This is a genomic window from Erwinia sp. BNK-24-b, assembly GCF_047456155.1.
In the GTDB taxonomy this organism is placed as follows: domain Bacteria; phylum Pseudomonadota; class Gammaproteobacteria; order Enterobacterales; family Enterobacteriaceae; genus Erwinia; species Erwinia phyllosphaerae.
The window spans coordinates 1,831,683-1,846,075 of sequence record NZ_CP179901.1; the positions used below are offsets into that span (position 1 = coordinate 1,831,683).

At 51.5% G+C, this 14,393-nt stretch carries 12 protein-coding genes; 9 read left to right on the forward strand and 3 right to left on the reverse strand.

Going from position 1 to position 14,393, the window contains the following annotated elements; genetic code table 11:
* Nucleotides 1-23: 23 nt before the first annotated feature.
* From ACMGGR_RS08125 to ACMGGR_RS08155, 7 genes are all read left to right on the forward strand, one after another.
* The gene (locus ACMGGR_RS08125; protein ID WP_414148613.1) at nucleotides 24-1,007 is read left to right on the forward strand and encodes a TauD/TfdA family dioxygenase; all 984 of its coding nucleotides are present in this window, start codon (nucleotides 24-26) and stop codon (nucleotides 1,005-1,007) included.
* A gap of 4 nt (nucleotides 1,008-1,011) precedes the next feature.
* Nucleotides 1,012-1,359 carry a hypothetical protein gene (locus ACMGGR_RS08130; protein WP_246757542.1) on the forward strand — a complete coding sequence of 116 codons (348 nt, stop codon included), beginning with the start codon at nucleotides 1,012-1,014 and terminating at the stop codon, nucleotides 1,357-1,359.
* A gap of 191 nt (nucleotides 1,360-1,550) precedes the next feature.
* Nucleotides 1,551-2,735, forward strand: a complete 1,185-nt coding sequence (locus ACMGGR_RS08135; RefSeq protein WP_414148614.1) for a PLP-dependent aminotransferase family protein — start codon at nucleotides 1,551-1,553, stop codon at nucleotides 2,733-2,735.
* Nucleotides 2,736-2,888: 153 nt separating this feature from the next.
* The gene (locus tag ACMGGR_RS08140) at nucleotides 2,889-4,157 is read left to right on the forward strand and encodes an ATP-grasp domain-containing protein (protein ID WP_414148615.1); all 1,269 of its coding nucleotides are present in this window, start codon (nucleotides 2,889-2,891) and stop codon (nucleotides 4,155-4,157) included.
* Nucleotides 4,158-4,172: 15 nt separating this feature from the next.
* Entirely contained in the window at nucleotides 4,173-5,396 is a 1,224-nt protein-coding gene (locus tag ACMGGR_RS08145) for an MFS transporter (RefSeq protein ID WP_414148616.1), read from the forward strand.
* 404 nt (nucleotides 5,397-5,800) lie between these two features.
* Entirely contained in the window at nucleotides 5,801-7,276 is a 1,476-nt protein-coding gene (zwf, locus tag ACMGGR_RS08150) for a glucose-6-phosphate dehydrogenase (protein ID WP_246757539.1), read from the forward strand.
* A gap of 370 nt (nucleotides 7,277-7,646) precedes the next feature.
* Complete coding sequence (locus ACMGGR_RS08155; protein WP_246757538.1) at nucleotides 7,647-8,285, forward strand: bifunctional 4-hydroxy-2-oxoglutarate aldolase/2-dehydro-3-deoxy-phosphogluconate aldolase; 639 nt, start codon at nucleotides 7,647-7,649, stop codon at nucleotides 8,283-8,285.
* A gap of 99 nt (nucleotides 8,286-8,384) precedes the next feature.
* Here the strand turns inward: ACMGGR_RS08155 and purT are convergent, their stop codons facing one another.
* Nucleotides 8,385-9,569 (reverse strand): formate-dependent phosphoribosylglycinamide formyltransferase, encoded by a 1,185-nt coding sequence (gene purT, locus ACMGGR_RS08160; RefSeq protein WP_414148617.1) that lies wholly within the window; start codon nucleotides 9,567-9,569, stop codon nucleotides 8,385-8,387.
* A 138-nt stretch (nucleotides 9,570-9,707) separates the two neighbouring features.
* On the opposite strand from purT, the gene ACMGGR_RS08165 reads away from it, so the two are divergent.
* Entirely contained in the window at nucleotides 9,708-10,049 is a 342-nt protein-coding gene (locus ACMGGR_RS08165; RefSeq protein WP_246757536.1) for a YebG family protein, read from the forward strand.
* 478 nt (nucleotides 10,050-10,527) lie between these two features.
* Here the strand turns inward: ACMGGR_RS08165 and ACMGGR_RS08170 are convergent, their stop codons facing one another.
* Nucleotides 10,528-11,367, reverse strand: coding sequence for a sugar phosphate isomerase/epimerase family protein (locus ACMGGR_RS08170; RefSeq protein WP_414148618.1), 840 nt, complete (start codon nucleotides 11,365-11,367; stop codon nucleotides 10,528-10,530).
* A gap of 300 nt (nucleotides 11,368-11,667) precedes the next feature.
* Here ACMGGR_RS08170 and ACMGGR_RS08175 point away from each other — a divergent pair, with 300 nt between their 5' ends.
* Nucleotides 11,668-13,731: a prolyl oligopeptidase family serine peptidase gene (locus ACMGGR_RS08175; RefSeq protein WP_414148930.1), complete on the forward strand. Its 2,064-nt coding sequence runs from the start codon at nucleotides 11,668-11,670 to the stop codon at nucleotides 13,729-13,731.
* On the opposite strand, the gene exoX is transcribed toward ACMGGR_RS08175, so the two are convergent.
* Nucleotides 13,728-14,390 carry an exodeoxyribonuclease X gene (gene exoX, locus ACMGGR_RS08180; protein WP_246757534.1) on the reverse strand — a complete coding sequence of 221 codons (663 nt, stop codon included), beginning with the start codon at nucleotides 14,388-14,390 and terminating at the stop codon, nucleotides 13,728-13,730. The two genes, ACMGGR_RS08175 and exoX, sit on opposite strands and share 4 nt — an antisense overlap.
* Nucleotides 14,391-14,393: the final 3 nt, after the last annotated feature.

Genomic DNA, 14,393 nt, shown 5'->3' on the forward strand with positions numbered 1-14,393 from the left:
TTTAAATTTATTGGAGAATGTCAGTGATTGAGACCGTATGGATTTCCTGGGAAGAGCAGCAAAACCTGAAGCGACTGGCCGAAACATTCAGTCTGTTTGATGACGAGACGCTTTTTTCATCGCTACCCTTATTAAAGCAAGAGGTTAAAAATATCCTCAGCCCGGAGACCTGGTCTGCTCTGAATGGATTTATGCCTGGCGACGGTAATATTTTACGCGTTAATGGCCTGCCTTTTGATTACAACATACAAGAAACGCCCTATACCGGCTACGTTGACAATGCAGATCTGCCGATTGCCAGCGTCATGCAGTTTGCCGTTTTTGCCGCCTGCGATATTTTTCCAATCTCATATCTGCGGGAAAATAAGGGGCTTCTATTCCGTCATGTGGTACCCACGCGTAAACGGGCAAAGCGAGTCAGCTCCCACGGCAGCGCGCTGACGCTGGATATGCATGTTTCAAATCCTATCCTGCCTATTATCCCCGAAGAGACCCACAACGTTTCCGGCTCGCCGGAGGTGCTCGCTTTTTACGGCGTCCGGCCCGATCCTGACGTCTTTACGGAGGTCGTGGAGCTGGACGAGGTGCTGGCACAGCTGGAACAGCACGTCATTGATGAGCTTTGCGAAAAGAAATATTTTTTCAGAATGCCGTCTTCTTTTAACGGCGATGAACTGAAAGGGCCGCTCGCCATTCTTGGTATCAAAGAAGGCATGTATTACAACAGAACGGATATGGATACTGTTATCCCGGTTGATTATCCTGCCCTGGTTAGCCTGAACGTCTTTATGGAAGCGACCAAAAAAGTGAAAAATTACCATCGCCTCCAGCTGCCACCGGGCGATATGCTGCTGTTTAAAAACCAGCGGACGCTGCACTCACGGCAAAAATTTGTGGCCAGATATAATGGTCTCGATCGCTGGATGGTGCGCCTGTACGGCAGTGCCAACATGGCCCGCCATCATGCGGCAGACGAATCAAAACGCTATCTTGGACTGACTTATTAATCATATGAAAACTTTAATTATCAGTGACACAGTCACTAATCTGAAAAAAATTGATGCCGCGCTGACCGATAACGCTTGCCTGGTAACGGGCTATTATCCTCAGGAGGCCGATCTTTCTCCTTTTGCTCTGATAAGCCCCAATCTGCATGAAGCCGTGGCGGAAAGCGAAAATATTGTTATTTCCCTGGAAAGTGATAAGTGGGATGAGGTTATTCTGGGCTTGTCAGGTATTCTGACCAGAGTTTCAGAAGAAACCAAAATAATCAGCTATACCCGACTCGCGGCAGACAAGCTTAAAATCTACTCACAGTTTTTATCCTCAAAAAATCTTGTATTTGTAGATAAATCCTGAGTGGAAAAAATGTTCGCCGGGCTTATTGGCAGAGCATGAAACGTTTTCGATCGCCTGCTTTTTTGCAGGCGGTTTTTTTAAGGAAATCAGCAATACCGGGACGATTACGGCCATAACGTTATTGTAGTCACAAGATTTTAACAGTAATATAAAAAATAGTTAAAACCAGAAATCTGGATTGGGAGTAAGCAATGCTTTCGAAAAAGTCCGCCGGTATCAAATCTTCCGCAGTAAGAGAGCTGCTTAAATTCAGCAAAATACCTGGCGTTATATCCCTGGCAGGTGGCATACCTGCGACAGACCTGATTGATGTGGAAGGTATTGATACTATCCTCAGAGATATTTTATCTCGTGAACACAGAAATCTATTTCAGTACAGCGTTACGGAAGGCGAAGAGCATCTGCGCGAACAGCTCTCCCGCTGGAATAAAGGCCACAATCTGGATGTCGACGCAGAAAGTATTATTATTACTAACGGTTCGCAACAGGCTATTGATTTGCTGGCCCGCGTGTTTCTGGAAAAGGGTGATAGGGTTCTGGTAGAGCGCCCGACATATCTGGCGGCGCTACAGCTGTTTGGCTATAGCGATGCTACCGTGGACGAGCTGCAATATGATGCAGAGGGAATTGATTTAAACCAGCTGGAACAGGCGATGGCCGCTGGCGGCGTAAAAATTGTCTATCTGACGCCTAATTTTGCCAATCCTACGGGCGGTACCATCAGCTACGAGCAGCGCGTGACTATTGCCAAACTGGCGCAGCGCTACCGTGCGGTAATTATTGAAGACGATCCTTACGGGCATCTGCGTTTCAGCGGCAGCCCGGTGCCGTCAATCTACTCCATCGCACAAAGCCTCTTCGGCAAAGATCACACTGTGTGTTACATGTCCAGTTTTTCAAAAATCTTCTCACCGGGATTAAGACTTGGCTGGTTAGCGGTGCCGGAACAGTTCCATATGGCAACGGTAGTGGCAAAACAGGCACTGGATTTGCACACCTCCACGCTGAACCAGAGTATTGCAGCCCATTATCTTGAGTCCGGAAGGATCAACGAAAGGGTGGAGATGCTGAAGGCGACCTATAAAGATCGCCGCGACTATCTGATTGAATCACTGCACGAATACCTGGGTGATGACATTACCTGGAATACGCCTGACGGCGGGATGTTCCTCTGGTGCCATCTGGCAGAAAATGTTGATGCCTCTCAGCTTTTGCAGGAATGCATTAAGGAAAATGTTGTCTTCGTGCCGGGTGAAGTATTTTTTGCACGTAACCCACAGAAGAACTCGCTGCGTTTATCCTATTCCATGCTTAATAATGATAATGCGCGCGAAGCGGGCATACGCATTGCCAGGGCCTTGAGCAGGTTAAAATAATCTGAAAGGGCATTAATCTTATTAATGCCCTGTTTTAACATTGATAAATATTCATTGCTGGTATCGATGCTGGCCGAAATTCATTCGAGCTAATTAATAAAAAAACAAAAGCGTATTCAGTAGATAAAATTTAATTATTTCAGAGGGTAGGTTATGAGCAGTCGTGGAGATTATATTCTTCTTGTAGGCGCAGAAGTTCCTTTTCGCGAGCGTACTTTTGCCGGTGCATTACGTGCTGCAAAAGGAATGGATGTATTTACCGTTACTAATAATATCCTGTCGCACACGCTAAAATATTTTGACGGTTATATTTGCGCGCCGATATCAAATCATGAAAAGGTACTGCAGGAAGTCATCCGCTACGAAGAGCTAACCGGCAGAACGCCGTTTGCGGTTATTCCTACCAACGACTTTACCGTAGTAACCGCCTCCTTTTTAGCGAATCATTATGGTTTGCCACACAATGATATGTCTGTTGTCGAAAGATGCAGAGATAAATTTATTATGCGTGACTGCCTGCTTAAAGCGGGTTTACCGGTACCGAAATATTTTCAGGTTTCGGATGTAGCGACCTTACGCCTTGCCGTGGAACAAACCGGTTATCCGGCTATTATCAAGCCACGCCTGATGGCGGGCAGCCTGGGCGTAATAAAAATAGCCTGCGAAGAAGAGCTTATCCCTGCATTCGATAAAAGCGTTGCGGATGTGAAAAGTATCAATGGCGAGGCTAACGCTGACGAAAGCTTGTTTATTGTGGAAGAATTTATCGATTTTCCCTTTGAAGTCAGCGTAGAGGTACTCAATACGCCAGATTTTAGTCGGGTAATCGGCGTTACCGATAAATACCTCGGCGCACCTCCTCATTTTGTTGAGTTAGGGCACGTTGTCCCTTCTCGCTTTACCTCCAACCGCACACTTATTGAACTTGCCGAAAAAACCTGTCGCGCATTAGGTATCAGGCACGGTATCGCACATTTTGAAGCCAAAGTGAGCGCGGAAGGTGAGGTAAAGATCATTGAGGTTGCGGCCAGAACCGGCGGTGACAGTATCATGGGACTGGTTGAAAAGGTGTACGGCTATAATCCTTATCAGCTCCATGTCTCTTCCTATATCGATCCGGAAATGGTTTTTACCAGCGATCTCGAGTCAGGGAAAGGCATTGCTGCTATTGCTTTTATGAAAGCCGAAACGGGCACTATTGCAGCAATCAACATCCCGCAAACTCTCCCGGCTAATATCCTGCACTTTAATGTGATGGCTATTAAAGGCCAACAGGTTTATCCGCTGGACTCCTGGCGTAACCGTGAAGGAATAATTGAATTTTTCTGGCCGGGCGAAATGCAGGGCGAAAAGCTTTTTACCCGGCATCTGGAGCTGGCTCAGGATCTCTCAAAACAGACATTTCAGATGGTATCTGTATAAAGGTAAGGAACTGCTTTGGCCGTCTTCAGTTTTCAAAAATTTATTATCAGCAGAGGGCTGGGCGCCCTCTGCGACCAGTTTCTGATGTTTGCTGTCCCTCTGGCCATTCTTAAGTCTACAGGGTCTACCAGCTTATCCGCTTTGTCTTTCGTGATTGAATGGATACCCCGGGTGCTTTTCTTTCCCATCGCGGGTTCGCTGCTGCAAGGGAAGAACTTCAAAAAGATATTTCTGGCGCTGGATATTTTCCGCTGCGTGGCATTACTGGCAGCTTGTCTGCTGATCAAAATAACCGGCATTTTTGGCGCGTTAACCGCGCTAATGGCCCTGATGTCGCTATGTTACGTGCTGAACTTCGTATCAATAGAATCGGTTATTCCTGCCAACGTGCCGCGTGAAGATTATGCTAAAGCACATGCAAAAATTCAGACGGTTGAACAGTTCTCGCAGATTCTGGGGCCAGCTATTGCCATCGTTATTTATTCGCATACTCAGGTTAACGGTATTTTGCTGGTGTCAGCCGTTCTTTTTTTGCTCTCCGCCATCAATTTGTTCACGCTGACAATCTCTTCACCAGCCTCAGAAAAAATAGCCAGGCCTGGCGATATCATTAAGTCTAATAAGGCCGCTTTTTCATATCTGTTTGAAGATAAAAAAATCATTTATCTCTGCGCGATGACGTGGATTGTTAATATTATTTATGGCGTGGTCCTGGCTATCTCTCCGGCTATTATCCTTAAGCATTTCAGGCTGGACTCTGGCTCGCTGGGGGTGATGCAGAGCATCGCCGCGCTGGCTTCCGTAATACTTTTTTACCTGATCCCGAAAGTCTCGTTTCGCTTTGGCGTTACCCTGGTGGGGCAGTGCTCGCTGTTAATCATATTACTTAGTGGCTTACTGCTGGGCGTCGTGGATAACTACTACCTGTGGGTTGCGCTCTATGCGCTGCTGAGCGCCTTTGACGGCGGATTCAGCGTCTATATTCGCATCATGCGCAGCACGGTTATTCCACCGGCCATTTTATCGCGCGTGATTGGCGTAGTAGGCATGCTGAATTTGCTTTCTATTCCGCTTGGCGGACTGGCGGTCAGTCTGCTTTCTGAAAAAATGGCGTTGCAGAACATTATATTAATGGCTTTTGCGTTGTCGTTTGTCCTGACAATAGTCCTTCTGTTTGTAGGGCGATTAAGGTTCGGCTATAAAAAGTATTTTCCTCAGGTGCAGAAAGAACCGGGTTAAAGGCCGTAAATAATGCCAGACAGCCAATTTATTCCGCCATTCCGGGCCTCTCTTTTTATCTGTTTTGTCGATTTCTAACAAAGGTGAAATCGATGAAGCCAGTAGCGGGTAAAAGTTTGTTTTTTATTTCTTTAACGGGCATTTTCGCCGTCGTTTCCCGCTTTTTACTGTCTGTTTGCGTAACGCGCCCGATTTGCTGAAAACAGAGGGGCGGAAAAATTAAGCACAAACTGCCTGCTTCCTGGGCGGCAAATTTTAGGCAAACTGGCTACTCTGTGCTGGAGAGGCGCTGTCAGGTTTACGTAGACCCGGCAAAAGCAGTACATTGTATTGAAAGAAAATCAGAAAAGCCCGACGGTGAGGGAATCCACCGGTCGGGCTTATCCTGCAACGAGGAGAATAGAATGGCGGTTACACAAACAGCCCAGGCCTGCGATCTGGTAATTTTTGGTGCCAAAGGCGATCTTGCACGCCGGAAACTGTTGCCTTCCCTGTATCAACTGGAAAAAGCCGGTCAGATCCACGAAGAGTCGCGCATCATCGGCGTTGGCCGTGCCGACTGGGATAAAGCAGCCTACACCAAGGTCGTACGCGAAGCGCTGGAAACCTTTATGAAGGAGGCCATCGACGAAGCGCTGTGGGATAAGCTGAGCAGCCGACTCGACTTTTGCAATCTGGACGTGAACGACGCGGCGCACTTTACCCGACTGGGCAAAATGCTGGATCAGAAGAAGCGCGTAACCATTAACTATTTTGCCATGCCGCCGGGCACCTTTGGCGCCATCTGTAAAGGGCTGGGAACGGCCAAACTGAACGCGCAGCCTGCCCGCGTAGTAATGGAAAAACCGCTGGGTACCTCGCTGGAGACCTCGCGGGAGATCAACGATCAGGTTGGCGAATATTTCGAAGAAAACCAGGTTTTCCGTATTGACCACTATCTGGGCAAAGAGACGGTACTGAACCTGCTGGCGCTGCGTTTTGCCAACTCGCTGTTTGCCGCTAACTGGGATAACCGGACCATCGACCACGTGCAGATTACCGTGGCGGAAGAAGTCGGTATCGAAGGCCGCTGGGGTTACTTCGACAAAGCGGGCCAGATGCGCGATATGATTCAAAACCACCTGTTACAAGTTTTGACCATGATTGCGATGTCGCCACCGGCAGACCTGAGCGCTGACCGCATCCGTGACGAGAAGGTTAAGGTGCTGCGTTCATTACGTCGTATCGACCATACTAACGTGCGTGATAAAACCGTGCGCGGTCAATATACTTCTGGCTTTGTGCAGGGCAAAAAAGTCCCCGGCTATCTGGAAGAAGAAGACGCGAACAAATCCAGCAACACGGAAACTTTCGTCTCTATCCGCGTCGATATCGACGACTGGCGCTGGGCTGGCGTACCGTTCTACCTGCGTACCGGCAAGCGTTTGCCAACCAAGTGTTCAGAAGTTGTGGTCTACTTCAAGAACCCGGCGCTCAACCTGTTTAAAGATTCCTGGCAGGAACTGCCGCAGAACAAGCTCACTATTCGTCTGCAGCCGGATGAAGGGGTAGATATCCAGATTCTGAACAAAGTGCCAGGGCTGGATCACAAGCACAATCTGCAAACGACCAAGCTTGACCTGAGCTTCTCAGAAACCTTTAACCAGTCGCATCTGGCGGATGCCTACGAGCGTCTGCTGCTGGAAACCATGCGGGGCATCCAGGCGCTGTTTGTACGCCGTGATGAGGTGGAAGAAGCCTGGAAATGGGTAGACTCCATTATGGAAGCCTGGGCCGCAGATAACGAAGCGCCTAAGCCTTATCAGGCCGGTACCTGGGGACCGGTTGCTTCGGTAGCCATGATCACCCGCGATGGCCGTTCCTGGAACGAGTTCGAGTAGTTTACCCTCTGCGCCGCTGCAAGGTTTACAACAGCGGCGTAAGAAAAGCGAATTATGCCATCCCTGAACTATGGAGCCTGCGTTGAACAGACGTCAGGCTCCATAGTTTTTTTTATGTCTGGCATAAGCAGCCCGGTAAGATCTTTAAACGCCGCAGGGGTTTTTACTGCGATAAAAAAGCGGCAGCGGGACAAACTGCGAGCGAGCTTCATAAATTGAACCGTTGTTTCAAAAAAACGAGCGCTTACGTGGACGAAGCCGTCCGTAATCCTGTATGGTAGCAAACGAACACTTGCGGACGCTGCACGCGTCGTTTTTGCCCGCCTTGCTCTCAACGTAAGCTGGCAGGCCTGACAGGAGAAGCAGGACGATGAGTAACTGGGAAATTAGCGCTGAACAGATTCTGAAGACTGGCCCGGTCGTGCCGGTTATCGTAGTGAATAAGCTGGAGCACGCGGTACCGATGGCGAAAGCGCTGGTTGCGGGCGGCGTAAAAGTGCTGGAGGTGACGCTACGCACGGCCTGTGCAATGGATGCCATTAAAGCGATGATTCAGGAAGTGCCGGAGGCCATCGTAGGCGCAGGAACGGTATTGAACAGCCAGCAGCTGCGGGAAGTGACTGACGCGGGCGTTAAGTTTGCTATCAGCCCTGGCCTGACCGAATCCTTGTTGAAAGCAGCCGTAGAAGGGCCGATTCCGCTGATCCCTGGTATCAGCACCGTTTCCGAACTGATGACCGGCATGGATTATGGCCTGCGCGAGTTTAAATTTTTCCCGGCAGAAGCTAACGGCGGCGTAAAAGCGCTACAGGCGATTGGCGGCCCGTTCCCTCAGGTAAGATTTTGCCCGACCGGCGGGATTTCTCCGGCTAACTACCGCGACTATCTGGCCTTAAAGAGCGTGTTATGTATTGGCGGTTCATGGCTGGTGCCTGCGGATGCGCTGGAGTCCGGTGATTACGATCGCATTACGCAGCTGGCGAAAGAGGCGGTGGCAGGCGCGCGCTAAGGTTAAACAGCGTGGGCCGTACAACGCTTTTTCCGTCAGCGCCGTAACGATTTCCTGCATCAGCCCCTTAACAGGGGCTGATTGTTGGCCGATGCTTGCTTAGCCCTGGCCGCTGACCTTCACGCCAGCCGCGCAGTTAACGGCACGCTGTACAGCATCTGCAATATTCTCACCGGTTGCCAGCGCTACGCCCAGACGGCGCTTGCCCTGTATCTCTGGTTTACCAAACAGACGGAGCTGCAGGCCCGCGCCCAGCACCGCATCTAAACTGGCAAACTGCACGTTGCTGCTTTGCAGCTCAGGCAAAATGACGGCGGAAGCCGCAGGGCCATACTGGCGAACGGCACCAACAGGCAGGCCAAGGAAAGCGCGTACGTGCAGGGCGAACTCTGACAGATCCTGAGAAATCAGCGTGACCATTCCGGTATCGTGCGGACGAGGTGACACCTCGCTGAATACTACATCGTCACCGCAAACGAACAGTTCCACGCCGAACAGGCCGTGACCGCCCAGCGCCGTCACTACCTTTTCTGCGACCTGTTGCGCACGCTGTAAGGCCAGCTCGCTCATCTGCTGCGGCTGCCAGGATTCACGATAATCGCCGTCTTCCTGACGGTGGCCGATTGGCGTACAAAAATGAATGCCGTCGACGGCGCTGATGGTCAGCAGCGTGATCTCGAAATCGAACTTCACCACGCCTTCGACAATCACGCGGCCTGCACCGGCGCGACCGCCTTGCTGCGCATATTCCCATGCCGCCGCCAGTTCGCCTGCCTCACGAATAAAGCTCTGGCCTTTACCCGAGGAGCTCATTACTGGTTTAACAATGCAGGGGAAACCGATTTCCTGCGCGGCCTGGTTAAAGTCTGCCACGTTATCGGCAAAGCGATAGGAAGAGGTGGGCAGCAATAGCTCTTCAGCCGCCAGACGACGAATGCCTTCGCGGTTCATGGTCAGACGCGCCGCGCGAGCGCAGGGCACTACGTGCTGGCCCTGTTTTTCCAGCTCAATCAGCATATCGGTAGCGATAGCCTCGATCTCCGGCACGATATAATCCGGACGTTCCAGCGCGACCAGCGCTTTCAATGCTTCGCCATCCAGCATGTTAATCACATGGCTGCGGTGGGCGACATGCATAGCTGGCGCATCGGCATAGCGATCGACCGCGATCACTTCAACGCCCAGACGCTGACATTCGAGCGCCACTTCTTTGCCCAGTTCTCCTGAACCTAACAGCATTACACGAGTTGCGGCAGGACGCAGCGCAGTACCAAGAGTTGTCATAAATCTCTACCTGATTGAGGGAAAAAACGCGCGCGCAGTATAAACGAAAACGATTGCGCGTTCATCAGTTTTTCGGGCTTGAGAAATAATGCAGGGCTGATATACTGTATAAAAATACAGTTAAACGAGGTGTGTACTATGGCTGTTGAAATCAAATATGTTGTCGTCAGAAAAGGTGAGGAAAAGATGACTTTCGCCAGCAAGAAAGAAGCCGACGCTTATGACAAAATGCTTGATATGGCTGAAGTGTTCTGCGACTGGTTAAGCGCCGCGCCGCTGGATATGGACGAAAACCAGCGTGAAGCGCTGGGTATGTTCCTGTCTGAACACAAAGATGCCGTCCAGCATATTCTGCGTACCAGTAAAATGCCAGAAGCGGCAGACGAGCGTCCTGCGGCTTCCGTTGCCGAGCTTAGCGCCGTGACGGATGAAAAAGGCGAGGAAAAAGCGGGCAAAACCGGGCGTGGCAAAGCTGCCTGAGGGGTAAAGTCCCCTGAATAGCTGAATAGCTGAATAGCTGAATAGCTGAATAGCTGAATAGCTGAATAGCTGAATAGCTGAATAGCTGAATGGACAGATAGCGATATCATTAAGCCGCCAGGTTGCCGGACATTCGCCGTGCTGCCTGCTCAGCGGCAGAAAAGCCAGCCGCCCGGCTGGCTCTGTTTTATCCACTGGCGCAAGAGCAGGTCGTGCTTAGCCAGTTAACTGACCGGCACGCTTTATGGCTTGACCTGGCCACTTAACCGACCGGTACGCTTTGTGACATGTTTAGCGAGTTAACCCATCAGCACGCTTTGCGACATGTTTAGCCACTTAACCCACCAGCACGCTTTATGGCCTGACCTGGCCAGTTAAGCGGCCAGCACGCTTTGTGATATGTTTAACCAGTTAACCCACCAGCACGGTTTATGACATGTTTAGCCAGTTAACCGGCCGGTACGCTTTATGGCCTGACTTAGCCAGGCTGGCCTGGCGTCGCCTGGGCGCAGCAGCGTTTCAGAGCATGCATTGCCTCTTTTGCCGCGTCGGCGGGCGCTCGCTGATGGAGCCCATCGTTAAAGACCTCCAGTCCCACCGGCCCCCGGTAACCTTCCGCTTCCAGGTAATCCAGCAGCGTATAAAGCGGGAAGTTTCCCTGACCCGGCAGCAGGCGATGGTGCCTGGCCGTCTGCACCAGCTGGTCACCTGACGGCAGTTCGTCCAGATCAGAAAGCTGTACCAGAAAGATTTTTTCCATCGGGATCCCGTTGAGATCGGCGATAGTGCGGTTGCGTACAAAAATATGAAAGGCATCGATAACCAAACCAAGGTTGGGTTCATTGACGCGCTGGACAAGCTGCCACGCGGCCGGGGTTGTGTTGATGTGCGTACTCCACGCCATCGCCTCGAAAGCCACCCGCAGGCCGCGTTTTCCGGCTTCCTGAGCCAGCCAGCGAATATCTTCCTCTTCTCTTTCGGCCATACACTCTTTTTGCGTGGAGGCCGGAGTCAGTATTGTTGTCGCACCCAGCGCCACGGCCGTATCCAGCATTTCCAGAGCATCGCGGCGTTTTTCCTCGCGCTGGTGGTCAGGCGCGCCGTCAAAATCCAGCAATACCTGGTAATCAGTCAGCGACAGGTTTTGCTGCTGTAGCAGGCTTGCGACATCTTTCGCCGTGCCTTTGGCCGCATCGACATCCTGCCGCCACAGTTCTACCTGGTTGAATCCCGCTTCGGCCGCGGCAGCAATTTTCTCTTCCGTCGTGCCGCCTAATAAAACCGTATTGATAAACAACGGGCTATTTTGAAAACGCATACTTTTCCCCTTATCGACTATTCTGTCTGACCTGATAAAACGTAAACGGTCTGACCTTTTGACTCTGTGATGCGGGTAAGTATAGTGGTCTGCGTAAATTTGCCAGTAACATCAGTGGGGTAAAGGTTTGCCAGGCTTTGCCTGCCTTGACGCTTCCTGACGCGTGCGTTCAGAAAACCTGAATGCGCCAGAAAGCTTTTAAACCTTGTTTTTCAACTCTTCTTCGCGCCTGCCGCTTGGCAATCACCGCCACAACTGCCACCCTTACTCTGTATAACTGATTCAGCGGGGCAAAGAATGATAAAACCACCAGTCGCCAGAAAGATTCCTTTTGAGATGACCGCTCATGGTGAAACGCGCATCGACAACTATTACTGGCTGCGCGATGACAAGCGTGAAAATCCAGACGTGCTGGACTATCTGCACGCGGAAAACGATTACGGCAAAGCCGTTATGCATACGCAGCAGGCACTGCAGGATCGGCTACTGAAAGAGATGGTCGACCGCATTCCACAGCGCGAGCAGTCCGTTCCCTACGTCAGAAAAGGCTATCGCTATCAGCGGCGCTACGAAGAGGGCAACGAATATGCCATTTACCTGCGCCAGCCGGAAAACACAGAAACCCCGGAAGAGTGGGAAACCCTGGTCGATGGCAATCAGCGCGCTGCTCACAGCGAGTTTTACACGATGGGCGGCCTGGGCATCAGCCCGGATAATCAAACGATGGCGCTGGCCGAGGATTTTCTTTCACGCCGTCAGTACGGCATTCGATTCTGCAATCTGCAAACCGGCAGCTGGTATCCGGAAGTCCTGGAAAACGTCTCCTCCAGCTTCGTCTGGGCCAGCGACAGCCGCACCTTTTATTACGTATTAAAAGACAAGCAGACGCTGCTGCCGTGGCAGGTCTGGCGTCACCGGTTAGGAACGTCGCAGCACGAGGACGAGCTGGTTTATGAAGAAAAGGACGACACCTTTTACGTCAGCCTGCATAAAACGATGTCCGAGCATTTTATTTTAATCGTGCTTAACAGCAGCACGACCAGTGAAATCCGGCTGCTTGACGCCGAATTTGCTGATGCGCAGCCGCAAATCTTTTGCCCGAGACGCAAAGATCACGAATACAGTCTCGATCACTATAACCACCATTTTTACGTTCGCTCCAACCGTGAAGGTAAAAACTTCGGTCTCTACCGTACCGATCACGTAAAAGAAGAGAAATGGGAAACGCTGATTGCGCCTCGCGAGCAGGTCATGCTGGAAGATTTCGCTCTGTTTCGCGACTGGCTGGTGGTAGAAGAACGCCAGCGCGGCCTGACCAGCCTGCGCCAGATCAGCTGGCAAACCGGCGAGGATTACGGTATTGCCTTTGACGATCCGGCTTATGTCACCTGGCTCTCTTTTAATCCTTCTCCGGATACGAGCAAGCTGCGCTACGGTTACTCTTCCATGACCACGCCGGATACCCTGTTTGAACTGGATATGGACAGCGGCGAACGGCACATCCTTAAACAGGCTGAGGTAAATGGGTTTGATGCCAGCCACTACCGCAGCGAACATCACTGGATCACCGCGCGTGACGGCGTCGAAGTGCCGGTATCGCTGGTTTACCACAAAGAGCACTATCGTCCGGGTAAAAACCCGATGCTGGTTTATGGCTACGGCTCCTACGGCAGCTGCATGGAGGCGGACTTCAGTGCCAGCCGTCTTAGCCTGCTGGATCGCGGTTTTGTTTTTGCGCTGGCGCATATTCGCGGCGGCGGCGAGCTGGGCCAGCAGTGGTATGAAGACGGCAAGCTGTTAAACAAGCTCAACACCTTCCATGATTTTATCGACGTCACGAGTACGCTGGTTGAGAAGGGCTATGGCGATCCTGAAAAGCTGTACGCGATGGGCGGTAGTGCTGGCGGCCTGCTGATGGGGACCATCATCAATATGCAGCCAACGCGCTTTCACGGCGTGGTGGCTCAGGTTCCTTTTGTCGATGTGGTCACAACCATGCTGGATGAGTCAATACCGCTAACGACCGGTGAATATGATGAGTGGGGTAATCCGGCCGACGAGCAATATTATCGCTATATCCGCCAGTACAGTCCTTACGACTGCGTGAGCGCGCAGGATTATCCGCATATGCTGGTCACGACCGGGCTGCACGACTCACAGGTGCAGTACTGGGAGCCGGCGAAATGGGTGGCGAAACTGCGGGAGTTAAAGACCGACGAAAATCTGCTGCTGCTCTGCACCGATATGGATGCGGGCCACGGCGGCAAGTCGGGACGCTTTAAATCTTACGAAGGCGTAGCGCTGGAGTATGCGTTTCTGATTGGGCTTGCGCAGGAGACGCTGAGCGCCGCCAGCGCGCGTTAATCTGCTGACAGCGCCCGTTCCATCGCGCTTTTCAGATCGGGCTTCAGATCCGGGATATTTTTTAACATCCACTTCAGGTATCCCGGATCGCGCTTCACCACATCATCAATGCGGCTACCCCGGTATTTCCCAAAGGGAAAAGTCACGCTGGAGCCGCGAACCTGCATGCGGCGCACCATCTCCGGCGCGTCCCAACCGGAAAACTCCATAATGCGAATTAACAGCGCGGCGGTAACGTAGCAGTCATACAGCGCGCGGTGAGCATGCAGATCGGCCGGAGGCGTAACCTGAAGCTGCAACGATTCACGCAGCGCCTGGTTGCCATATTTTTTGCCGGGCCACAGGCCGCGCGCCAGCGTCATGGTGCAGATCCATTCGCCCGGCATTTCCGGCAGCATGCGGCGGTCAAAGCTGGCATTATGCGCAACGTAATAAGCGCTGCCATGGTAGCGACCGATTGCTTCTTCAATAGTGGGTTTGCCCGCAACCATCGCTTCGGTAATACGGTGGATCGCCATCGCTTGTCGGCTGATAGGGCGATCCGGCATGATAAGGTCGCTCATGGGGTTAACAATTTGACCGTCGATAACGTCAACGGAGGCAACCTCTACCACGCCGCCATGTAATCCACAGGTTTCAGTATCTATTACGCGTAACATAGA